We start from the raw sequence: 22,354 nt of genomic DNA on the forward strand, positions 1-22,354 counted from the left end.
CCGGCGTCACCGGCCCCGGCCACGGCGCGCCGCGGACCCGGCCCGCCGGTGTGCACGACGGACCGAGCCGTGACTCAGGTCTTCGCGAGCCCCGCGTCGAGCAGGTCGGTGATGAGGTCGGGATACGACAGCCCCGAGGCGATCCAGCAGGTGGGGAACATCGAGATCGGGGTGAACCCGGGCATCGTGTTGACTTCGTTCACATAGAACTCGGTGCCGGTGTAGAAGAAGTCCACGCGAGCAAGGCCCTGACCGCCGATCGCTTCGAACGCCTGGGCGGCGATGCGCTGCATCTCCCCCAGCTCGCCCTCGCGCAGGTCGGCGGGACACACGAGGTCGACGCCCGCGGCTCCCAGGTACTTGGCCTCGAAGTCGTAGAACTCGCGGCCCGTCACCACGATCTCGCCGGCCACGCTCACGCGCACCGGTCCGCCGTCACGCCCGGGAAGCACGCCGCACTCGACCTCGCGTCCGACGATCGCCTTTTCGATCAGCACCAGGCCGTCTTCGGCGAAAGCGGTGTCCAAAGCGGCATCCAGGTCTTCCCAGCGCGACACCTTCGTGACGCCCACGCTCGATCCGGCCTCGTTCGGCTTCACAAACACCGGCAGGTCGAGCGCGCGGATACGCCGCTCCCACAGCTCGCGGTCGCGGGCGAGGTCGGCGCGGGTGACCGCCACCCACGGCACGACCGGCACGTTCGCCGCGCGGAGCACCTGCTTGGTCACGTGCTTGTTCATGCCGATCGCCGACATGAGCACACCGCCGCCGGCGTACGGGATGCCGAACAGCTCGAGCAGACCCTGCACCGTCCCGTCCTCGCCGAAACGCCCGTGCAGGATCGGCAGCACGACGTCGACGTCTCCGAGGGAGCGCGTGCCCTCGCCGTCGGTCACGGTCCACTCGCGCGAGAGCGTCGAATCGGGCAGCCGTACGCGCGTTCCGTTGTCGCGCACCTCGGGCAGCGCATCGGGGATGAGCGCGAACTTGTCGGGGTCGTCGTCTTCGAGGACGAAGGCGCCGTCGCGGGTGATGCCGACAGGGATCACCCGGAAGCGGTCACGGTCGATCGCTCGCAGCACCCCGCCCGCCGTGGCGGAACTGATCGAATGCTCGCTGGAGCGCCCGCCGAAGAGCACCACCACCACCGGTTTGGTCATTCTGCGTCCTCTCGCCCTGCGGCTGGTCGTCGTCTGTCGTCAGGTGCGGTGCGATGTCGCGCGGGTCCATCGTCCCGTCGAGCACCATCTTCACCTGCTGCACGATCGGCATGTCGACGCCGACCTGCTTCGCGAGCTGAAGAACGGGAGCCACGGATGCCAGCCCCTCGGCGGTCTGCTGCATCTGAGCGACGACCTCCTTGTAGCCGTAGCCCTGTCCGAGCAGGCGCCCCGCGGTGTTGTTGCGGCTGAGCGGCGACTGGCACGTCGCGATGAGATCGCCGAGTCCCGCGAGGCCCTGGAGCGTCTCGGGCTGCGCGCCCTGCGCGACCGCGAAGTCGGTCATCTCGACGAGGCCACGGGTGATGATCGAGGCCTTCGTGTTCTCGCCGTACCCGACGCCGTCGACGATGCCGATGGCCACCGCGATGAGGTTCTTCAGCACTCCACCGAACTCGGTGCCGATCACGTCGGTGTTCACGAACGAGCGGAAGTACCGGTTGCGCGCGCGACGGGCCACGGCCTCGGCGGTCTCGGGGCTGAGCGAGCTGATGACGGCTGCGGTCGGCTGCTCGCGCGCGATCTCGAGGGCGAGGTTCGGGCCGGATGCCACCGCGATGCGCGCAGGATCGCACTGCAGCACCTGCTCGATGACCTGGCTCATGCGCAGGCCCGTCGACTTCTCGACGCCTTTCATGAGCGACACGATCGGCACGTCGGTGCGCTCGACGAGCGGCTTGATGGCGGCGAGGTTCTCTCGGAGAGACTGGCTCGGCACCGAGAGGTAGATCTGCTCCGCACCGTTCAGCGCCTGGGCCAGATCCGTCGTCGCGGTCATCGTGCGTGGGAGGTTGATACCCGAGAGGTACCGGCTGTTGCGCTTGGACTCGGTGATCTCGGCCGCGAGCTCCGGGCGGCGCGCCCACATGACGACCGACGCACCGCCGTCGGCCAGGATCTTGCCGAAGGTCGTCCCCCAGCTTCCGGCGCCGACGACGGCGACTCTGGGGCCCGCGACGGGCAGGGCGCTCTTACGGCTCAAGGCGGCCCGTCTCGTTCTGCCCGTGCTGCGACGGGTTCCAGCGCTCCGCGGGGGCAGGAAGGCCCCGGATGCCGGAGAGCATCGCCGTGACCTCGTTCATCATCGCGTCGGTCGCTTTCGTCAGTGTGGCCGGTTGCGTGGGCGTCGCCGCGTAGGCGCTCATGTCCATCGCGGGGCCGAACTCGACGATCACGTGCGAGCGGCGGGGGAACCTCAGCTTCCCGTAGCGCGGCAGGATCTGCTGGACGCCCCACTGCGCCATGGGGATGAGCGGCAGGTCTGCGGCCAGGGCCAGGCGCACCGCGCCCGTCTTGCCGCGCATCGGCCAGAGCTCGGGGTCGCGTGTGAGGGTGCCCTCGGCATAGACGATGACGCCGCGCCCGTCGCGCGCGATCTGCTCGGCGGCCTTCATCGACTGGTTCGCGCTCGTCGAGGCTCGGGGTACCGGAACCATTCCGGTCGCGCGGAGCGCGGCCCCGAGCACGGGAACCTTGAACAGGCTCTCCTTCGCCATGAACCGGGGGGCGCGGCCCAGCCGCCAGACGGCGACCGCGACGATCACCGGATCGAACTCCGAGTTGTGGTTCGGCGCCAGCACGTACGCTCCCTCGCGCGGGAGGTTCTCGGCGCCGCGGATCTCGATCCGGGCGAAGAGTCCCGTGAGGGGGACGATGATCGCCGCGAGCGGCCAGAAGGCGCTCGGGCGGCTCTTCTCGGGATTCGAGACCACCGGCGTCAGCCCACGACGTCGAAGTCGGCGTCGAGAGCGGTGAGCTTCTCGAGGAACTTCTCGTACCCGCGACGGATGATGCCGATGTTGCGCACCGTCGATTCGCCCTCGGCCGCGAGAGCCGCGATCACGTAGCTGTAGCCGCCGCGGAGGTCGGGCACTTCGACGTCCGCGCCGTGCAGCGGCGTCGGTCCGTTGATGACGGCAGCCTGCTCGAGGTCGCGTCGAGGAACGCGGCGGTCGGGGCTCGAGATGCCCTTCGGGTGCACGACGATGTCGGCCCCCATCTTGTTCAACGCCTCGGTGAAGCCCAGGCGGTTCTCGTACACGGTCTCGTGCACGGTCGAGGTGCCGGGAGCCTGCGTGAGAGCGACGATGAGCGGCTGCTGCCAGTCGGTCATGAAGCCCGGGTGCACGTCCGTCTCGACCATCACGGGCTTGAGGGCCTCACCGCGACGGAACAGGATGCCGTCCTCTCGGACGTCGAACCATCCGCCGGCCTTCCGGAACACGTTGAGGAAGGTCAGCATGTCCTGCTGACGGGCGCCCTTGGCGAAGATCTCGCCGTCGGTGGCCAGGGCCGCGCACGCCCAGGAGGCGGCCTCGTTGCGGTCGAAGATCGCGCGGTGGTCGTAGCCGACGAGCTTGTCGACGCCCTCGATGAAGATGACGCGGTTCGGCTCGTACGAGATGATCGCGCCCATCTTCTGCAGCACCGCGATGAGGTCCATGATCTCGGGCTCGATCGCGGCGTTGCGCAGCTCGGTGACGCCCTTCGCGCGCACAGCGGTGAGCAGCACCTGCTCGGTCGCACCGACGCTCGGATACGGCAGCGTGATGTTGGCGCCGTGCAGGCCGTTGGGGGCCGTGATGCGAATGCCCTCGTAGCTCTTGTCGACGACGGCGCCGAACGCGCGCAGCGCGTCCATGTGGAAGTTGATCGGGCGGTCGCCGATGCGGCATCCGCCCAGGTCGGGGATGAGCGCCTCGCCCAGCAGGTGCAGCAGCGGCCCGCAGAACAGGATCGGGATGCGCGACGCGCCGGCGTGCGCGTCGATCTCTTCGAAGTGCGCGGCGACCGCGCCCGAGGGGTCGAGGTGGAGCGTGCCTTCCTCGTCGCCCTCGGTCACGGTGACGCCGTGCACCTCGAGGAGCGAGCGAACGACCTTCACATCGCTGATCATCGGTACGTCGCGCAGCGTGCTCGTGGTCTCGCCCAGGAGCGCCGCCACCATGGCCTTGGTCACCAGGTTCTTGGCGCCCTTGACCTCGACGGTCCCTCGGAGGGGCCGACCGCCGCGAATCGCGAGGGTCTCTGCCGCCTCCCAATCGGGCTGTCCGGGGTTCTGGTCTCCGGAGTCGGTGACGAGTGTGCTCATGGGGGGTGGACCTCACTTCGTGGACGAGGGGCGGCAGATCGACCCGATCGGGTCGATCGGGCTCAGCGGACCGGAAGGGTCTGCGGCCGCCATGCCTCGCGGCGCGCCTCGAACTGCGTGATCTTGTCTTCGTCACGCAGCGTGAGCCCGATGTCGTCGAGCCCTTCGAGAAGCCGCCACCTAGTGTAATCGTCGATCTCGAACGAGACCTGGAGGTCGCCCACCGTGGCGGTCTTCGCGGTAAGGTCCACGGTCATCTCGATGCCCGGATTCGCCTCGATCACCGCCCAGATCTGCTCGACCTGGTCTTCGGTGATCACGCCCGTGACCAGGCCCTGCTTGCCGGAGTTGCCGCGGAAGATGTCGGCGAACTTGGGGCTCAGCACCACCTGGAAGCCGTAGTCGCGCAGCGCCCACACGGCGTGCTCGCGGCTCGACCCCGTTCCGAAGTCGGGACCGGCGACGAGGACGGATGCCGAGCGGTAGGCGTCCTGGTTCAAGACGAAGTCCGGATCCTGGCGCCAGTTGGCGAACAGCGCGTCGTCGAAACCGGTCTTGGTGACGCGCTTGAGATAGACGGCCGGGATGATCTGATCGGTGTCGACCGCCGAGCGCTTCAAGGGCGCGGCGACACCGGTGTGCGTCGTGAACTTCTCCATGTCAGGCCTCCGCCCCGGTCGAAACGGACTCTGCGGGGACAGGGCCGAGGTCGGCCGGACTCGAGAGCGTCCCCCGCACGGCGGTGGCCGCGGCGACGAGAGGCGACACGAGGTGCGTGCGTCCGCCCTTGCCCTGGCGCCCTTCGAAGTTGCGGTTCGAGGTCGAGGCGCAGCGCTCTCCCGGAGCCAGCTGGTCGGGGTTCATCCCCAGGCACATCGAGCAGCCGGCGAATCGCCACTCCGCGCCGAAGTCGGTGAAGACCTTGTCGAGGCCCTCGGCCTCGGCCTCGAGCCGGACGCGCGCCGAACCGGGAACGACCATGACCCGCACGTTCTCGGCCTTGGTGCGGCCCTGGATGACCGAGGCGAAGGCGCGGAGGTCTTCGATGCGACTGTTCGTGCACGAGCCCATGAAGACGGCATCCACGGGGATGTCCTTCATCGGCGTACCGGCCTGGAGGTCCATGTACTCGAGTGCGCGTTCGGCGGCGGCGCGCTCGTTGGGGTCGGCGATCTCGGCCGGGGTCGGAACGACGTCGGACAGCGAGACGCCCTGTCCGGGGTTCGTGCCCCAGGTGACGAAGGGCTCGAGCTCGGCGGCATCCAGGAACACCTCGGCGTCGTAGACGGCGCCCTCGTCGCTGGGCAGCGTGCGCCAGTAGGCGACCGCGTCGTCCCAGTCCTGGCCCTGCGGGGCGTGCGGCTTGTCTTTGACGTACGCGAAGGTGGTCTCGTCGGGGGCGATCATCCCGGCTCGGGCGCCCGCCTCGATCGACATGTTGCACATCGTCATGCGCCCCTCCATCGAGAGGGAGCGGATCGCGCTGCCGCGGAACTCGAGCACGTAGCCCTGTCCGCCGTTCGCGCCGATCTTGGCGATGATCGCCAGGATGATGTCCTTCGCGGTGACGCCGGGCTTGAGGTCTCCCTCGACCGTGATCGCCATCGTCTTGAAGGGCTTGAGCGGCAGAGTCTGCGTGGCGAGCACGTGCTCGACCTCGCTCGTGCCGATACCGAAAGCCATCGCACCGAACGCACCGTGGGTCGAGGTGTGCGAGTCTCCGCACACCACCGTGATCCCCGGCATGGTGAGTCCGAGCTGCGGGCCCACGACGTGGACGATGCCCTGCTCCTTATCGCCGAGTGAGTGGATGCGCACGCCGAACTCCTCGGCGTTGCGGCGCAGGGTGTCGATCTGCGTGCGGCTGGTCAGATCGGCGATCGGCTTGTCGATGTCGAGCGTGGGGGTGTTGTGATCTTCGGTGGCGATCGTCAGATCGAGTCGCCGCACGGGGCGCCCCTCGGCGCGAAGGCCGTCGAAGGCCTGGGGGCTGGTGACCTCGTGCACGAGGTGCAGGTCGATGTAGATGAGATCGGGCTGACCGTTGTCACCCTTGACCACGAGGTGGTCGTCCCAGACCTTCTCGGCCAGGGTGCGCGGACGGTCCGGGATCCGGATGCCGTCGATCGGGGTGGTGCTCATGTTTGCGTTTCTCCTCGGAAGGGGTGTGAGGCCCGCGACGAACTCCGCGACGAGAAAGGCCTAGGACAAGGTCTCGTCGCGGCCGCTAAGGAGGAGGCGAGCGATCCGCACCCGGTCACGATACCACCGGGCACGCCCGTGCCAGCCGCGCCACGGCGTCCGCGACGCGGGTGCCGCCCGTAACAGAGCGCCGCACATTTCGTCGTCGACGACTCCCCCGTGCGAGCCTGGCCCGATCCCGAACACCCCTCGGACCGGGCCCGCGCCCCGCGAGCCCGCCCCGCCCCCGCGAAACGGAGCGTGACCCATGGCCGCGAACGCCGACACCGGATTCTCCACCCGCCAGGTACATGCGGGCTCGGCCACCGCGCACGCCTCGCCGCGGGCCATGCCCATCTACCTCACGGCGGGTTTCACCTTCGACGACCTCGACGCCTCGGCAGCGCATTTCGGCACCGGCGCCGGTTTCGGCTACACCCGAACGGGCAACCCCACGATCCAGGCCGTCGAAGAGCGTCTCGCCTCTCTCGAGGGCGGCGACCAGGCCGTCCTCGTGTCGAGCGGCCAGGCCGCCGTGACCGTGGCTCTGCTGGCCCTCGCCGGGGCGGGTGACCACGTCGTCGTCTCGGAGCACATCTACGAGGGCACGCGCGGCCTGCTCCTCGACAACCTCGCGCGGCTCGGCATCGAGGCCACCTTCGTGCCCACGGGGGATCTCGACGCCTGGAGGGATGCCATCACCCCGCGCACCCGTGCCCTGTTCGCCGAGACGCTCTCGAACGCCCGCAACGACGTCCTCGACATCGCCGCCGTCTCGGCGATCGGCAGAGAGCGAGGGATTCCTCTCGTCGTCGACAGCACCTTCACCACGCCCTACCTGCTTCGCCCGATCGAGCACGGTGCCGCCGTCGTCGTGCACTCGGCGAGCAAGTTCCTCGCGGGGCAGGGGGCAGTGCTCGGCGGGGTGATAGTGGACGACGGTCGCTTCGACGCCGCGGCATCCGGTCATCTCTTCCCGCATCTCGTGCAGACCGACCGTCTGGGCGGGGCGAGCTACGCCGAGAAGCACGGGCCGCGCGCCCGCGGGGCGTACATCCGCGAAAGCGTCGCGCCGCGGTTCGGCCCGTCGCCGTCGCCCCTGAACGCCTTTCTCATCGGTCAGGGCATCGAGACGCTGAGCCTTCGTGTGGAACGCCAGTCGCAGAACGCCCTCACCGTCGCTCGGTGGCTCGAACAGCGCCCCGAGGTCGAGCGCGTCGACCACGTGGGTCTCGAGTCGCACCCGGACTTCGACCTCGGGCGGCGGTACCTCACGCGCGGCACCGGGTCGGTGTTCACCGTGACCCTGCGCGGCGGCCTCGAGGCGGCGCGCCACGTCGTGCAGTCGGTCGAGGTGATCACGCACATGACCCACCTCGGCGATGTGCGTTCGCTCGTGCTTCACCCGCAGAGCACCTCGCATTCCGCGCGGACCGTCGACGAGCGCGAGAGGGCGGGGGTGTTCCCCGGCACGATCCGGCTGTCGATCGGGATCGAGGACATCGACGATCTGCTCGCCGACCTCGAGCAGGCGCTCGTGGGCGTCCCCGTCGTCGAGCGCGAGACGGTCGTGCTGTGAGCCGTCTGCAGCACTTCGGCTGGTTCCTCGCGCGCGGCTTCGGTCCGCACGGATGGGGGCACCCCTACCTGCGCTGGAACCACCGCTGGACCGAGCCGGGGCTCTATCAGGACTCGGCGCGGACGCTCGAGCAGGCCGGCTTCGACCTGCTGATCATCGAGGACGCGCCCTCGCTCGGCAGCGCCGACACGATCGACCTGCGGGTGCGTCACGCCTTCGGCGGGCCCAAGCACGACCCGCTGCTGCTCGCGCCGTACCTGTTCGCGGCGACGCAGCACCTGGGCGTGGTGCCGACGGTCAACCCGGCCGCCTACCTGCCGTACACGGCGGCCCGGCAGTTCGCGACGCTGCAGCACCTGAGCGGCTCCCGTCTCGGCCTGAACGTCGTGACCGACACCGGCAGCGCGCGCCACTTCTCGACCGCGCCGCAGCTCGGGCACGACGCGGCCTACGACCGGGCCGAGGAGTGGCTCGACGGCATCCGGAAGCTCTGGGACAGCTGGGGCGAGGGCGCCCTCGTCGCCGACGAAGAGACGGGGATCTACGCCGACGGGACGAAGCTCGAGGCGGTACAGCACCGGGGTGAGCACTTCGGCTTCGACGGGCCGCTGAACGCGGTCCCCTTCACCGACGGCGCGCCCGCGATCGTCTCCCCCGGCGGATCCGGTCGCGGCCTGTCGTTCGCGGGACACAACTCCGACGTGCAGTTGGCCCTCGCGCCTCTCGACGAGCAGAGCATCCGGGCCTATCGCGCCCGCATCCACGCGGCAGCCGAGGCCGCGGGACGCGCCGCGTCCGACATCAAGATCCTCTTCGCGATCCAGCCCGTGCTCGTGTCTTCCCCGGAAGAAGCCGATCGCCTGGTCGCGGCATCCGTCACCCCCTCCGAGGACGCGCTCGTCGCCATCGCCCGCAAGCAGTCGAGCGATCTCGAGACCGATCTCACCGGCCTCGACCTCGACAAGCCTCTCGACCGGTCGATCTTCGGCGAGCACGTGTCGGAGGGCAGCATCAACCGCCTCGTCGGAAAGCACGACGCCGACACTCCGCTACGGACGCTTCTGGGCGCGCACGCGCGCTTGGGGCGCCTCCGCGACGGCTCGGGCTTCGTCGGCACGGCGGACGAGTTCGCCGACCGCATCGAGGAACTGGGCGAGTGGGGCAACGACGGCGTCCTTCTGTGGGGAGACCTGCACCCTGTCACCGTGCACCGCGTGCTCGACGACCTCGTGCCGATTCTCCGCCGACGCGGCATCCTCCGCGAGGAGTTCGTCGACGGCGGCCTGCAGGCGAACCTGCGCGCGTTCTAGGTCCCGGATGCCGGGGCCGGCGCAGACGGCTCGACGCCGGATCACCCCCATGTCCCAATCGTGGTTGTCTCGGGGCTGCTCGGGCAACCACTTCTGGGACACGCAGCGCATCCACCGGGACAAGCGGAGTGTGCTGCGACGCGTCAGTCGCCCTTCGGCTGATCGACCGTGCGCGGCGTCCCCTTCTCGTCGGCGACATCGGCCGCGGCATCCTGGGGGCCCTCGACGGACGCGGGCTCCCGGCGCGCGGCGATGAGGCTCGCGATCGTCGCGACCGCCATCGACAGCACGATCACGGCGAGCGACACCCACGTCGAGATCTCGGGAGCCCACTCGATCGGCTCGCCGCCGTTGATGAACGACAACTCGTTGACGTGCATCGCGTGCAGGATCAGCTTCACGCCGATGAAGGCGAGGATGAAGGCGATCCCGTAGTGCAGGAACTTCAAGCGGTCGAGCAGGTCGCCCAGCAGGAAATACAGCTGACGCAGACCCATGAGCGCGAACAGGTTCGCCGTGAAGACGATGAACGGGCTCTGCGTGATGCCGAAGATCGCGGGAATCGAGTCGATCGCGAACAGCAGGTCGGTCACACCGATCGCGACGAACACGATGATCATCGGGGTGAAGAGCTTCTTCCCGCCGATTCGCGTGATGACCTTCTTGCCGTCGTACGCATCGCTCATCGGCAGCACCCGACGCAGTGTCCGCACGATGAGGTTCTCTTTCTGCGAATCGTCGTCGTGGTCGTCGCCCGGGAACGCCTGGCGGATCGCCGTGTAGACGAGGAACGCGCCGAAGAGGTAGAAGATCGGACTGAAGTTCTCGATGATGGTCGCGCCGACCAGGATGAAAGCGCCGCGCAGGATGAGCGCGATGATGATGCCCACCATCAACACCTCCTGCTGATACCGGCGCGGCACCGCGAACTGCCCCATGATCAGCACGAACACGAAGAGGTTGTCGATCGACAGGCTGTACTCGGTCAGCCAGCCCGCGACGAACTGCCCGGCGACCTCTCCCCCGGCGACGATCCACAGCACACCCGCGAAGATCAACGCCAGCGTCACGTAGAACACGACCCAGAGCGTCGACTCCCTCGCCGCAGGGATGTGCGGGCGCTTGAGGATGATCAGCAGGTCGGCGACCAGGATCAGCACGAGCACGACGAGCGTGATCGTCTGGAAAAGGGGGTCGAGCTGCAGCTCCATCGCGGGGCCTTTCATCGGGGGAAACGCTCGAGTTTATCCGTCGGCCCCGTTCGCACAGGGGCTTGTGCACGTAGAGCTCATTGCGTGCGTACATCCGCGAGACGATCCGGCGCGCCCGGACACCCCTGAGTGAGAGAGTGCTTTTCCGGGGCTCACCCGGAAGGCGGAACGGATGCCATGACCCACGGAGTCATCGACGACAGGGCCCTCGTGGCGCGCGCCGCCGGCGGGTCGGAGGTCGCGTATCGCGAGCTGTATCGGGCGTACGCGCGGCCGGTCTACTGGATCGCCTTCGGTCTGGTCGGCAATCCCGCGGATGCCGAGGACGTGGTGCAGGAGACCTTCGTGGTCGCGTGGCGGAAGATCCCGTCGCTGCGGCTCGAGGGCGAGTCCCTGCTGCCCTGGCTCGCGACCGTCTGCCGTCTGCAGGCGCAGAACCGTCTGCGCGCTCGCCGCCGTCACAGCTCGCACGCCGCGCTGAGCGATGAGATCCCGTCAGCCGTCGACGTCGAAGCCCAGGTCGTGCAGGCGCACACGGTGTCGGCGATCCTCGCCGAGGTCGACCGGCTGAGCGACCTCGACCGCGAGATCTTCCGCCTGTGCGCCGCCGAGGGCTACGGATACGAAGCGGCCGCCGTCTCGCTGGGCGTCTCGCACGGCACCGTCCGCAACCGGCTCTCGCGCATCCGCTCCCGGGTGCGCGCCACAGCGATCGAGACGGAGACCCCATGACCGCGCCCGCTCTTCCCCCTCTCCCCGCCGATCGGATGGATGCCATCGAGGCCGCGGTCTTCGGAAGGATCGCCGACGAGCGCGAGCGTACGCGCCGCCGTCGTCGCGGGATCTGGACGGGCGCCGGGGCCGCGGCCGCCGTGGTCGCGGTCGCCGCGTTTGTGGGCCCCTCGCTGGCCGCCACCTCGGGGTCCAGCGGATCGAGCGCCATCGTCGGGGCCAGCGAGCAGCACTCGAGCGGAGCCGCCCAGAACCCACCCCTCGTACCGGTGGACCCGGGTCAGGATGCCGGGGGGTCAGCCTCGTCTTCCGAGGCCGCTGCGGGTGATGCAGCGGCGCGCGACACGGCGACCCGAGACATCGTCGCCACCGCGTCGAGCACCGTCGAGGTGGACGACATCGCTGCGGCGATCGCCGCGATCGGCGCCTCCGCGACCGAGGCGGGTGGATACGTCGAGTCTTCGCAGCTGGGCGGCGCGGTCGGCGCGGTGCCGTACGAGGGCGCGGCGACGGGCCCCACGGCATCCTCGGGATGGATCACCGTGCGCGTTCCGGCGGCCGCCCTCACGAGCACGATGGACGACCTGCGCCAGGTCGGTGAGGTCACCGCCACGACGGTCAGCCGCTCCGACGTGACCGAGCAGACGGTCGACCTGCGCGCTCGCGTCGCGGCCGGCGAGGCCTCGGTGGCGCGCTTGACGCAGCTGTTGGCGCAGGCCGGGTCGGTGTCGGACCTGATCACCGCCGAGTCCGCTCTCGCCGAGCGGCAGGCGCAGCTCGACTCCGACCGCCAGGTGCTGCAGTCGGTCGAGTCGCAGGTCGCGATGTCGTCTCTGAGCGTGCAACTCGTCGAGCGCTCCCCCGCGGTCGCCGCCGACCCCGCCGGTTTCGCCGACGGGCTCGGCGCCGGCTGGAACGGACTGGTGGCCACGCTGAACGGGATCGTGATCGGCCTCGGGTTCCTGCTGCCGTGGCTCGCGGTGGCGGGCGTTGTCCTGGCGGTGGTGTGGGGGGTGCGCCTCCTGGTGCGGCGCCGCCGAGCCGAACGCGAAAGCTGAGCCGCGCCTCTTCCGCACCGGATTCGGATCGGAGCAACGGAATCGGATGCGGGGAGCCTCGGCATCCGAATCCGTTCGACGTATCCGAACCTGTCGCGGTGCGCGTCCACCCCGAGAAGCTCGTAAACGCTTTTCTCCCGGTTCCGCGAGTGCCCGCAGGAGCCATTTGCGGTGACGGGTGCTCGCTCGGATCCCTTGCCGTAATGACCCGCATGGGAGGCGCACAGCGCCTCCCGGTTACCTTTCTGGGGCGACTGCACGTGTGTACCCTGGCCGCATGGAAATTCGGGCTGATTTTCAGGCGCTCGTTTCGGAGACGACGCGTCTCGATGAGGCTTCGGACGACCTATCCGCTCGAGTCCGGCACGTGCGCGAACACGTCGAAGACCTCCTCGCTGTCGGGTGGACAGGGGATGCGGCCTCCGCGTTCCGGCCGCTCTTCGACGCGTGGTTCACAGCAGCAACGGGAAGTACGGAGGAACTCTCCCGCCTGACCGCCGCGTTGCGAGGCGCAACCGCTGACATTGCCGCCGCTGAGCAGGCCAGCCGCGATGCCGCCCGCACCCTGGGATCGAATCTGCCGGCGGGCGGTCAGCGATGAGGCACTCGGTCCATCTCGCTCAGCTTTCGGAGTTCGTCGAGGAGCTGACAAGCATCACCCGCAGCGTCACGCAGGCTCTCGAAGACGCGAACGCAGCCTCTCATCGCCTTCACGGGACGTGGGACGGTGAAGCGTCGGACGCCCACACGCTCGCCCACACCGCCTGGGCCGACGACTCTCGCGAGATGGCGGAGGCTCTGGCCGGGATGCGCCGACTGCTCGACGGCGCACGAGCGAACTACGACGCGGCGGTGGATGCCAACTCACGGATGTGGGGGTGACCAGTGCTCATCACCGTTGACCCCGACGCCTGGTACGCGGCGTCGACGAAGTTCGGCGCCAACGTCGCCCGGACGCTCAGCGACGCTGAATCTGCCCTCGGCGCTACCCTCGCTGACTCAGGACGCATCGCGGGCAATGACCCCTCGGGGGCAGCGTGGGCGCAGGCGTACGACCAGACCGCTCCCGCCGTCGCTCAGGCCATCAACGACGCGGTGGCCGCCGCGCTCACGGTGAGCGGGTTGCTCAGGCAGACGGGCTTGAATCACGCGTCCGCGGATGCGGACTCGAACGCGCTCGGCGCTATGCTCCAGGCGCCGATCGCCGTCGATGCACCGGCGTTCGGTGTCTGCGTCTCCGTTCCCAGCGTCGCGGGTGGCTCGCTCGGCCCACCAAATGGCTGGCTGGACATTCAGAAGTATGTAGCGGTCATTTGGCCGGACGGCGACCCTACGAAACTGCGCGCCCTCGCGCTCGCCTGGAGAGACTGCGCCACCACGCTCGAAAGCGCCTGGCCCTCGATATCGTCTGCCCTCACCGCGCTTGCGGATGAGGAGTCGCCGGAGGTGGATTCCGCCCGAGGTGTCTGCATCACGGTGGGCGATTCGCTGACCGACATCGCCGCGCAGGCACGAGCCATCGCGGACTCTGCCGAGACGCTTGCTCAGCACATCGACGATGCGCAGAACGAACTGCGCAAGCAAGTCGCCCTCCTCCTCGCAGAGACCGCAGCCATCGAAGCAATCGCCCTAGCTGCTGGCGCGGCTACGGAGGGAGCAGGCCTTCTCGTTGGACACGGCGTCGCCGTCTTCAACGCATCGAAGTACACAGCCCGTTTCATCGAAATCATCGTGCGCCTGGTCGAAGGCGCGAAGACCGCCACTGCCGGTCTTGCCTGGCGCTCCCTCGATGCAACGAGCGATGGACTACGAGCTGTTGCTGCGCGCACCCCGTCCGTCGCAGCCACGGCCAGCGTGACCGGTGCAGCAGAGAGGCTCACGGCACTCGCGAACAAGCTCGCCCACTCCCCCTGGCTTTACGGTCCCTCCCCTCGGGGGTTCGCCATCGAGGCCCGCCTGGGAGGAAACCTCCCCGCATCCTTCCCCACCATCGACCGATTCGACCGCCTCACGGGCGTCGCGACGAGTATCAAGAGCGTTGACCTTGGCGCCGCGACGTACCAGTCGGACAAAGCTCTGACGAGGTTGCTTACGGGCTACATCGACAAGACCGCAGGGTTCACGGGCGCGTCGTGGGGCGGTGAAAGAATCATCGCTCGCGATGTCACTGAACGCGTTCTCCAGGTGGCGGTCCCTCGGGGTGCGACGGACGCGCAGTCCGCGGTGCTGGCCTCTATGGCTCAGTACGCTGAGCAGAACGGTGTCAAGCTGATTGTGGAGGTCGTCCGGTGAGTGACCGTTTGGTGAGTGTGGAGCAGCAGCGAGACGGACGCGTGTTCGTGGTGACCTATTCGAAGACCGTGGACGGGCATCGGCTCATAGACGGCACGCCTGTGGTGGTTTCTGATGCCTCCGACGCGGCGCCGCTCGGTGAAGCCGTCGTAACGGGGTTGCAACGCTCCTCCGAAGGCAAGCTCCCTGCACGCGATACCGGCGCGTTTCCCCCTGACGCCGATTTTCTCGCATGGGTGGGCGCGCCCTCGTTCGCCCACTATTCGAAGGGTGTGCGAAGCGTCAGCGTCTGGGCGGCGAATGGTCAGGGTGAAGACCTGACCTCGGTGGAGGTCACCCCGGAGGCCAACGGTGGCCCCCGGAAAGGCTTTACGCCCATGGACGGCGAACTAGAGACGCTGCAATCGCCGAGCGCCATGGAGCTTGGTCAAGCGGTCCAAGCCGCTCTAAGAACCGCCACTGCATGACGCGGGACCCGTCATGCCTCTCGGTGCCCAACTCCGAGGTCACTGTGGAGGTCGTCCGGTGAGGGACCGGTTGGTAAGTGTAGAGAAGCAGCGCGACGGACGCGTCTTCGTGGTGACCTACTCGAAATCTGTTGATGGGCGTCGAATCATCGACGGCAGGCCTCTGGTCGTCGCTGACGCCGCTGATGTGTTGTCACTCGGCGAAGCAGTCGTGACGGGCTTGCAGCGTTCCACCGAAGGAAAGCTGCCCGCGCGCGATACCCGCGAGTCCCCGCCTGATGCCGTTCTTCTCGCATGCGTGGGCGCGCCCACATTTGCTCATTACGCGAAGGGCGTGCGAAGCGTCAGCGTCTGGGCGGCGAATGGTGAGGGCGAGGACATCACTTTGGTAGATGTCGCCCCGGAGGCCAATGGTGGTCCACAGAAGGGCTTCACCCCCATGGACGGCAAAGAGGAGACACTGCTATCGCCGGGCACCGTGGAGCTCGGACAGGCAGTCCAGCGAGCCCTCACCGTCGCCACGCCCTAGGCGTATTGACCGAACACGCCCAGACGACCCCAACGGTACCGAGCAGCCCGCCATCTACGACACCGCCCTCAGCGTCGAGAAAAACTCTCGACCCGCACCGGATGGGCCGGAAGAGCCTGACACGCACGAGCCATCCGCACGTTCTTGCCCACACGCCAACCCTCTCCCTCGGCCACACCCGCCAACACGACGAAGAGCTCCGACCAATTCGGTCGAAGCTCTTCGTCGTGTTGGTGACCCCAGCGGGATTCGAACCCGCGTTACCGCCGTGAGAGGGCGGCGTACTAGGCCGCTATACGATGGGGCCGCGTCGTCAACCATTCAAGTATGCATGACAGTTGACGCCCACGCAAAATCGAGGCCGAGGCGTCGACTTCTCGGGCGTGTCCGGCCACGGTACCGCGAGATGGCCTCGCGCGGAAGAGCCGTTAGACGCTGTTCACCCACCGCGCCAGCGCTTGCTCCACTCCGGCGTGCAGGAGTTGACTCGTCTCATGCGCCTCACGAAGCACGAACACGCCGCCCTCGTCCTCGCCGAATCCGGTCACTCGCTCGTGATCGACCCGGGCAGCTTCACCTCGCCCCTCGAAGAGCTGACGAACCTCGACGGCATCGTCATCACCCACGAGCACGCCGACCACTGGACGCCCGAGCACCTCACCCGCCTGCAGAAGGCCCACCCCGGCGTGCCGATCTACGGCCCCGAAGGGGTGCGCGACGCCGCGGCCGGTTTCGACGTCACCGTGGTGCACCCGGGCGACACCCTCGACCTCGGGCCCTTCCACCTGGAGTTCTTCGGCGGGAAGCACGAGGTCATCCACTCCTCCATCCCCGTGGTCGACAACCTCGGCGTTCTCGTCAACGACGCGGTGTACTACCCGGGCGATTCGTTCGCGGTCCCCAAGCACAAGAAGGTCGAGCTGCTCGCCGCCCCCGTCGGCGCCCCGTGGCTCAAGGTCGGCGACGCCATCGACTACGTGCTCGCGGTCAAGCCCGAACGCGTCTTCGCTACCCACGACATGACCCTCTCGGTCGCCGGAAAGCAGATGGGCGACGCGCGCCTCACCTGGGCCGTGGAGCAGAACGGCGGCTCGTTCGTCGACCTGAAGCCGGGCGACTCCGTCGAGGTCTGACGGCCCCAGCGTGCCAAACTCCTGAGAAGTTCACGGGCGTGCGTCCCGAACCGCCGAACATCAACATCCGTCGTTGACTTCTCAGGAGTTTCGTACGCCTCGATCTCGCAGAAACACCGGATGCCACGAGCCCTGGGGCCGTGGCATCCGGTGTTCTGTGAAGAGGTGCGTTACTGCGCGTCGAGATCGGTCTCGAGAAGGGCGACGAGCTCGTCGAGCGCCTGCTCGGCGCCGTCGCCCTCGGCCTTCAGCGTCACGACGGTGCCGTGACCGGCGCCGAGGCCCATGAGCGAGAGGATGCTGCCGGCGTTGAGGTCGGCACCGCCCTCGGCGGCGATCGTGACAGGGATCTTCTTCTCCTGCACAGCCTGCACGAAGAGCTTCGCGGGGCGTGCGTGGAGGCCCGAGGCGCTCGCGATGGTGGCCTGACGTTCTGCCATGGTGAATCCTTCCGATTCGACGGGGTGTTACGCAGCGACCGTGGCTACGGGAGCAGCCTCGGCGACGGCGGCGTCCTGCGTGCTGCGGCCGATGCCCTTGAGGGCGACGACGATCAGCGCAGTCACGACGGTACCCGCCACGATTGCGAGGGCGAAACCCCAGAAGGGGTTGATCGCGAAGAACACGAAGATGCCGCCGTGGGGGGCGAACGACTGCACCGACAGCAGCATGCTCAGACCACCCGTGATCGCGCCGCCCACCATCGAGGCGGGGATGACGCGCAGCGGGTCGGCAGCGGCGAACGGAATCGCGCCCTCGGAGATGAACGAGGCGCCGAGCAGCCACGCGGCGGCGCCGTTCTCGCGCTCGACCGGGGTGAACTTCTTGCGGGCGAGCAGCGTCGAGGCGAGGGCCATCGCGAGCGGCGGGACCATACCGGCGGCCATGACCGCGGCCATGATGAGGTACGGCGTCGTGTTCGTCTGGGTCGCGGCGGCCAGGCCGGTCGTGGCGAAGACGTAGGCAACCTTGTTGACGGGGCCACCGAGGTCGAAGCACATCATGAGGCCGAGGATGACACCGAGCACGATGGCGCCGGCGCCGCTGGCGGCGAGCGAGGTCAGGCCGTCGGTGAGGGCGGCCATGAGAGCGGCGATCGGGCGGCCGAGGAACAGGATCATCAGGCCCGAGGCGAAGATCGATCCCAGGAACGGCACGATCACGACAGGCATGAGGCCGCGCAGCCACCGCGGGGCGTCGAAGCGACCCAGCCACCAGGCGATGAAGCCCGCGAGCAGACCGCCGATGATGCCGCCGATGAAGCCGGCGTTCATGAGCACGGCCACGGCGCCGGCGACGAAGCCGGGGGCGATACCGGGGCGGTCGGCGATCGCGTAGGCGATGAAGCCGGCCAGCACGGCCACGATGAAGCCCATCGAGGTCGCACCGATCATGAAGGCGACCGAACCCAGGTACTGCCCGACGGGGCCGAACGACGAGGTGATGTTCTCGGTCGGGAGATCCCACAGGGAGTTCTGGATGATGACGTTCGAGGCGTTCTTGGTGACCTCGTAGCCGCCGAGCAGGAAGCCCAGGGCGATGAGCAGACCACCGCCGGCGACGAACGGGATCATGTAGCTGACACCGGTGAGCAGCCACCGCTGGATGCGACGGCCCACCGACTGCTGCGCCACGGGAGCATCGGACGCGGATGCCGCGGCGGCACCGCCCTGCACGCGTGCGGCGTTCGGGTTGTCGCTCGCGGCGAGGGCCTCGGCGATGAGCTGCTTCGGCTGCTCGATGCCGCGCTTGACGCCGGCGCGGACGACGGGCTTGCCGGCGAAGCGCTGGGGCTCGCGCACGTCGACGTCGACCGCGAAGATCACGGCGTCGGCGTCGTCGATGACGCTCTGCGGAAGCGCCTTGTAGCCGCTCGAGCCCTGGGGCTCGACGACGAGCTCGACCCCCTCGGTCTCGGCGCCGGCGGCGGTGAGTGCGTCAGCGGCCATGAAGGTGTGGGCGATACCGGTGGCGCAGGCGGTGACGGCGACGATCTTCTTCGTCTTCACGGCCGTGCGGGCCTCGGCGCGCGTCGCGGCCGGGGCCGCTGAGGCGGGCGCTGCGGCCGCGACCGGCGTCTCGGCCGGGCTGATGGCATCCGTGATGATCCGGACGGCCTCGGCGGGCGTCTGCGCCGAACGCAGGCCCGACATGAAGTCGTTGTTCATGAGGCTGCGCGCGAGCTGCGACAGCACCGACAGGTGGGCCTCGTCGGCACCTTCGGGGGCCGCGATGAGGAACACGATGTCGGCGGGGCCGTCGGGGGCGCCGAAGTCGACGCCCGGGGTCAACCGCGCGAAGGCGAGGGTGGGCTCGGTGACCGAGGCGCTGCGCGCGTGCGGGATGCCGATGCCGCCGGGCAGGCCGGTCTCGTCCTTCTGCTCGCGGGCCCAGGCGTCGTCGAACAGCTCTTGCGCACTGCGCGCGCGGCCCTGCGCGACGACGCGCTCGGCCAGAGCGCGGATCACCGACTGCTTGTCGGTGCCCAGGGGCACGTCGAGGGTGACGAGCTCCGGAGTGATGATGTCGGACATTGTCAGTGACCTCCGTGGTCAGGATGTTGCGATGGGGGTGGGGAATTCGGTGACGGCGATCGCACCCGCGGGCAGATCGTCGGGAGTCGGCGCCTGCGTGCCCGGAAGAGTGGCGGCGGCCGCTCCGTAGGCGATGCTGCGCGCGAGACGGTCGGGGGCCGAGGCCCCTTCGAGGTCGGCCAGCAGGTAGCCGGCGAGCGAGCTGTCGCCCGCGCCGACGGTGCTGGCGACCTGGATCTTGGGGGCGCGTCCGCGCCAGGTTCCCTGGGCCGTGAACAGCAGGGCGCCGTCGGCGCCGAGGGTCACGAGGGCGGATGCCACACGGTCCGGCACCAGGGACTGGGCGCGGCGCGAAGCCGTCGCGAGGAGGTCGTCGTCGGACGCAGGATCGTCTCCGACGAGTTCCGCCAGCTCTTCGTGGTTCGGCTTGATGAGGTCGGGCCGGGCGGTCTCGACGACCGCGGCAAGAGCGGGACCGGAGGCGTCGACCGCGATGAGCGGGGCCGCGCTCCCCCACTTCGCACGAACGGCGGCGATGAGATCTGCGTAGAACGTGAACGGGACGCCGGGAGGCAGCGACCCCGCGAGGACGAGCCACGTGGCGCCCTCCGAGGCGGCGACGACGCCGGCGACGAGCGCTTCGGCCTCGGTGACCGAGAGCTCCGCGCCGGGCAGGTTGAGCTTGGTGGTCTCACCCGCGGGGTCGGTGATCGTGAGGTTGGCGCGGGCACGGCCGGCCACCTCGATCACGTCGAGCTCGATACCGGTGTCTTCGAGGAGCATGCGGTACGGGTCATGGGCGTTGACCGGCACCACCGCGCGGGCTGGGGCACCGGCCGCCGAGACGACGCGGGCGACGTTCACGCCCTTGCCGCCGGCATCTTCGCGCGAGGACACAGCGCGCTGAACCTCCCCGGGCTGGAGGGCCTCGGACAGCACGACGGCCCGGTCGGCGGAGGGGTTGGCGGTCAGTGTGACGATCATGCGACGCGCACCTCGATGTCGGCGGCCTCGAGGGCCTCGGAAAGCGCCGCGGGAGGAGCGGCGTCGGTGACGAGCACGTCGAGCTCGTCGAGTCGGGCGAAGCGCACGAGCAGCTCCTCGCCGAACTTGGCCGCGTCGGCGACGAGAACGACGCGACGGGCGGACTGGATGATCGCCGCCTTGACAGCGGCCTCATCGGGGTCGGGGGTGCTCAGGCCGAACTCCGCGCTCAGGCCGTTCGTCCCCACGAACGCGATGTCGGGACGGAGCTGGCCGATGGTGCGCACCGTGTGGGCGCCGACCGCGGCCGCGGTGACACCTCGGACGCGCCCGCCGATCGTGGTGAGCGACAGGCGTTCTTCGCCGGCGAGCAGGTGCGCAGCCTCGAGCGAATGCGTCACGACCTCGACTGCGCTGATACCCCCACCGAGAGCGGACGGCAGAAGCGAGGCGACAGCTGCGGGCGTGGTGCCGGCGTCGAGGAAGATCGAACCGCGGAAATCGGAGCCGAGCAGGGCCACGGCCTCGGCGGCGATGGCACGCTTCGCGTCTCGGTGACGCTCTCGACGCTCGGTGAGCGGGGACTCCGCCGTACTGGCACGGCCGATATCGACCGCGCCGCCGTGGACACGACGGAGAGAACCGAGCCCCTCGAGCCGGTCGAGGTCGCGACGAACGGTCTCCGTCGTGACGTCGAAGCGACGGGCCAGATCGACGACGCTGACGCGTCCGATCTCGCGCAGTTCGCGCTCGATGAGCTGCTGGCGCTCCATTGCGTACACGGGGATCCCCTTCGAAGATTCCCACACGATACAACACGAAACCACACACGGCAACAGATTCGCGACACCCCGCACGACGCCGCGGGCGACGGCACTCCCACACGAACGAAGAGACCGGTCCGGCGCGCGCAGCGAGTGAGGCTATCCTTACCCGTGGTCCGCCGTCGGGCCGCTCGTTCCACGATCCCTACGGAGTTCCCGGATGCCACGCGCCCGCGCCCTCGCCTTCCCGCTCGTCCTCGTGACCGCCGCCGCCCTGCTCGCCGGGTGCGGCGCCTCGGAGGTCGTCCCCGAAGCTTCGGCCTCCTCGACCGGAGAGGGCGCCACCGCCTACCCGCTGACGCTTCAGAACTGCGGGCGCGAGATCACGGTCGACAAGGCGCCCAGCCGGGTCGTCTCGCTCGACCAGGACTCCACCGAGATCCTGTTGTCGCTGGGCCTGCAGGACCGGATGGTCGGCACGGCATCCTGGACCGATCCGGTTCTCGACACGCTCGCCGACGCGAACGCCGCGGTCCCGCGCCTGTCGGACAACGCTCCCTCGTACGAGGTCGTTCTCGGCACCGACCCCGACTTCGTGACCGCCTCGTTCGGTCGCCACTTCGCCCAGGGCGGCGTCGCGACCCGTGACCGCTTCGCCGAGACCGGCGTCGCGTCGTACCTCTCTCCCACCGATTGCGACGGCGACGCGAGCTTCAACGCGGGCGGCAAGCGCACCTCACCCCTCACGGTCGACACGCTCTACGGCGAGATCCGCGACCTCGCGCGCATCTTCGACGTGTCAGATCGTGGCGAGACGCTGGTCCAGTCGCTGCAGCAGCGTGCCGCGGCCGCGACCGAGGGCATCGACTTCGAGGGCCACACCGTGGCCTTCTGGTTCGCCGACACCAAGACCCCGTACGTCGCCGGAGGCTTCTCGAACGCGGCTCTGTTGGCATCCACCACCAAGATGACCAATGTGTTCGCGTCGCAGACGGACGACTGGCCCGCGGTGGGCTGGGAGAGCCTGGTGTCGGCCGACCCGGACGTGCTCGTGCTGGGCGACCTGCAGCGCGACCGTTTCCCCGGCGACCGGCTCGCCGACAAGATCGCCTTCCTCGAGAGCGATCCGCTGACCAGCACCATGACCGCTGTGAAGAACAAGCGCTACATCGCGCTGCACGGCGCCGAGCTCAACCCGTCGATCCGCTTCGTCGACGCGCTCGACAAGATCCGCGCCTGGTGGGATGAGAACGGGAGCACGCTCTGAGT

Annotated in this window: 22 protein-coding genes and 1 tRNA gene; 11 read left to right on the forward strand and 12 right to left on the reverse strand. The window is 68.9% G+C overall.

Annotated features, from left to right (window positions below):
- Positions 1–74: 74 nt before the first annotated feature.
- The 6 genes from DEU35_RS14630 to leuC form a co-directional block, all read right to left on the reverse strand.
- Entirely contained in the window at positions 75–1,160 is a 1,086-nt protein-coding gene (locus tag DEU35_RS14630; protein ID WP_116239927.1) for a D-alanine--D-alanine ligase family protein, read from the reverse strand.
- Positions 1,060–2,202: an NAD(P)H-dependent glycerol-3-phosphate dehydrogenase gene (locus DEU35_RS14635; protein WP_103208871.1), complete on the reverse strand. Its 1,143-nt coding sequence runs from the start codon at positions 2,200–2,202 to the stop codon at positions 1,060–1,062. The genes DEU35_RS14630 and DEU35_RS14635 overlap by 101 nt, the downstream gene beginning before the upstream one ends.
- Complete coding sequence (locus DEU35_RS14640; RefSeq protein WP_116239928.1) at positions 2,192–2,932, reverse strand: 1-acyl-sn-glycerol-3-phosphate acyltransferase; 741 nt, start codon at positions 2,930–2,932, stop codon at positions 2,192–2,194. The genes DEU35_RS14635 and DEU35_RS14640 overlap by 11 nt, the downstream gene beginning before the upstream one ends.
- 5 nt (positions 2,933–2,937) lie before the next feature.
- Positions 2,938–4,311: a UDP-N-acetylglucosamine 1-carboxyvinyltransferase gene (gene murA, locus DEU35_RS14645; RefSeq protein ID WP_103208867.1), complete on the reverse strand. Its 1,374-nt coding sequence runs from the start codon at positions 4,309–4,311 to the stop codon at positions 2,938–2,940.
- 62 nt (positions 4,312–4,373) lie between these two features.
- The gene (leuD, locus tag DEU35_RS14650) at positions 4,374–4,970 is read right to left on the reverse strand and encodes a 3-isopropylmalate dehydratase small subunit (protein WP_103208865.1); all 597 of its coding nucleotides are present in this window, start codon (positions 4,968–4,970) and stop codon (positions 4,374–4,376) included.
- A 1-nt stretch (position 4,971) separates the two neighbouring features.
- Positions 4,972–6,453: a 3-isopropylmalate dehydratase large subunit gene (gene leuC, locus DEU35_RS14655; RefSeq protein ID WP_103208862.1), complete on the reverse strand. Its 1,482-nt coding sequence runs from the start codon at positions 6,451–6,453 to the stop codon at positions 4,972–4,974.
- 307 nt (positions 6,454–6,760) lie between these two features.
- Between leuC and DEU35_RS14660 the strand changes: the two genes are divergently transcribed.
- Together DEU35_RS14660 and DEU35_RS14665 are read left to right on the forward strand one after the other, a co-directional pair.
- On the forward strand, positions 6,761–8,071 hold the full coding sequence (locus tag DEU35_RS14660; RefSeq protein WP_103208860.1) for an O-acetylhomoserine aminocarboxypropyltransferase/cysteine synthase family protein: 1,311 nt from the start codon (positions 6,761–6,763) through the stop codon (positions 8,069–8,071).
- The gene (locus DEU35_RS14665) at positions 8,068–9,381 is read left to right on the forward strand and encodes an LLM class flavin-dependent oxidoreductase (RefSeq protein WP_116239929.1); all 1,314 of its coding nucleotides are present in this window, start codon (positions 8,068–8,070) and stop codon (positions 9,379–9,381) included. Before DEU35_RS14660 ends, DEU35_RS14665 begins: the two co-directional genes overlap by 4 nt.
- Positions 9,382–9,524: 143 nt before the next feature.
- Here DEU35_RS14665 and DEU35_RS14670 read toward each other — a convergent pair whose 3' ends face one another.
- Entirely contained in the window at positions 9,525–10,592 is a 1,068-nt protein-coding gene (locus tag DEU35_RS14670; protein WP_116239930.1) for a TerC family protein, read from the reverse strand.
- Positions 10,593–10,769: 177 nt separating this feature from the next.
- Here DEU35_RS14670 and DEU35_RS14675 point away from each other — a divergent pair, with 177 nt between their 5' ends.
- From DEU35_RS14675 to DEU35_RS14700, 7 genes are all read left to right on the forward strand, one after another.
- Positions 10,770–11,324 carry an RNA polymerase sigma factor gene (locus DEU35_RS14675; protein WP_116239931.1) on the forward strand — a complete coding sequence of 185 codons (555 nt, stop codon included), beginning with the start codon at positions 10,770–10,772 and terminating at the stop codon, positions 11,322–11,324.
- A complete protein-coding gene (locus DEU35_RS14680; RefSeq protein ID WP_116239932.1) occupies positions 11,321–12,382 on the forward strand; it encodes a DUF4349 domain-containing protein in 1,062 nt (353 codons plus the stop codon). Before DEU35_RS14675 ends, DEU35_RS14680 begins: the two co-directional genes overlap by 4 nt.
- A gap of 277 nt (positions 12,383–12,659) precedes the next feature.
- Entirely contained in the window at positions 12,660–12,983 is a 324-nt protein-coding gene (locus DEU35_RS14685) for a WXG100 family type VII secretion target (RefSeq protein ID WP_116239933.1), read from the forward strand.
- Positions 12,980–13,264, forward strand: coding sequence for a WXG100 family type VII secretion target (locus DEU35_RS14690; RefSeq protein WP_103208846.1), 285 nt, complete (start codon positions 12,980–12,982; stop codon positions 13,262–13,264). Before DEU35_RS14685 ends, DEU35_RS14690 begins: the two co-directional genes overlap by 4 nt.
- A 3-nt stretch (positions 13,265–13,267) precedes the next feature.
- Entirely contained in the window at positions 13,268–14,674 is a 1,407-nt protein-coding gene (locus DEU35_RS14695) for a hypothetical protein (protein WP_116239934.1), read from the forward strand.
- Positions 14,675–14,715: 41 nt separating this feature from the next.
- Entirely contained in the window at positions 14,716–15,141 is a 426-nt protein-coding gene (locus tag DEU35_RS16885; RefSeq protein WP_147301883.1) for a hypothetical protein, read from the forward strand.
- A 109-nt stretch (positions 15,142–15,250) separates the two neighbouring features.
- A complete protein-coding gene (locus DEU35_RS14700; protein WP_147301884.1) occupies positions 15,251–15,670 on the forward strand; it encodes a hypothetical protein in 420 nt (139 codons plus the stop codon).
- Positions 15,671–15,901: 231 nt separating this feature from the next.
- Here DEU35_RS14700 and DEU35_RS14705 read toward each other — a convergent pair.
- Positions 15,902–15,977: transfer RNA gene (locus DEU35_RS14705), tRNA-Glu, on the reverse strand.
- 187 nt (positions 15,978–16,164) lie between these two features.
- Here DEU35_RS14705 and DEU35_RS14710 point away from each other — a divergent pair.
- Entirely contained in the window at positions 16,165–16,803 is a 639-nt protein-coding gene (locus DEU35_RS14710; RefSeq protein ID WP_116239936.1) for an MBL fold metallo-hydrolase, read from the forward strand.
- Positions 16,804–16,973: 170 nt separating this feature from the next.
- On the opposite strand, the gene DEU35_RS14715 is transcribed toward DEU35_RS14710, so the two are convergent.
- From DEU35_RS14715 to DEU35_RS14730, 4 genes are read right to left on the reverse strand one after another with little or no spacing between them, the layout of a single operon-like run.
- Positions 16,974–17,243 (reverse strand): HPr family phosphocarrier protein, encoded by a 270-nt coding sequence (locus DEU35_RS14715; protein ID WP_055836516.1) that lies wholly within the window; start codon positions 17,241–17,243, stop codon positions 16,974–16,976.
- A 27-nt stretch (positions 17,244–17,270) separates the two neighbouring features.
- The gene (locus DEU35_RS14720) at positions 17,271–19,337 is read right to left on the reverse strand and encodes a fructose-specific PTS transporter subunit EIIC (protein WP_116239937.1); all 2,067 of its coding nucleotides are present in this window, start codon (positions 19,335–19,337) and stop codon (positions 17,271–17,273) included.
- An 18-nt stretch (positions 19,338–19,355) separates the two neighbouring features.
- Positions 19,356–20,321: a 1-phosphofructokinase family hexose kinase gene (locus DEU35_RS14725; RefSeq protein ID WP_103208837.1), complete on the reverse strand. Its 966-nt coding sequence runs from the start codon at positions 20,319–20,321 to the stop codon at positions 19,356–19,358.
- Complete coding sequence (locus tag DEU35_RS14730) at positions 20,318–21,103, reverse strand: DeoR/GlpR family DNA-binding transcription regulator (protein WP_180993451.1); 786 nt, start codon at positions 21,101–21,103, stop codon at positions 20,318–20,320. Before DEU35_RS14730 ends, DEU35_RS14725 begins: the two co-directional genes overlap by 4 nt.
- Positions 21,104–21,305: 202 nt before the next feature.
- Here DEU35_RS14730 and DEU35_RS14735 point away from each other — a divergent pair, with 202 nt between their 5' ends.
- Positions 21,306–22,352, forward strand: coding sequence for an ABC transporter substrate-binding protein (locus DEU35_RS14735; protein WP_116239938.1), 1,047 nt, complete (start codon positions 21,306–21,308; stop codon positions 22,350–22,352).
- The last annotated feature ends 2 nt before the right edge of the window (positions 22,353–22,354 follow it).

Origin of the sequence: Microbacterium sp. AG157, assembly GCF_003385695.1 — a bacterium.
GTDB classification, from domain to species: Bacteria; Actinomycetota; Actinomycetes; order Actinomycetales; family Microbacteriaceae; genus Microbacterium; species Microbacterium testaceum.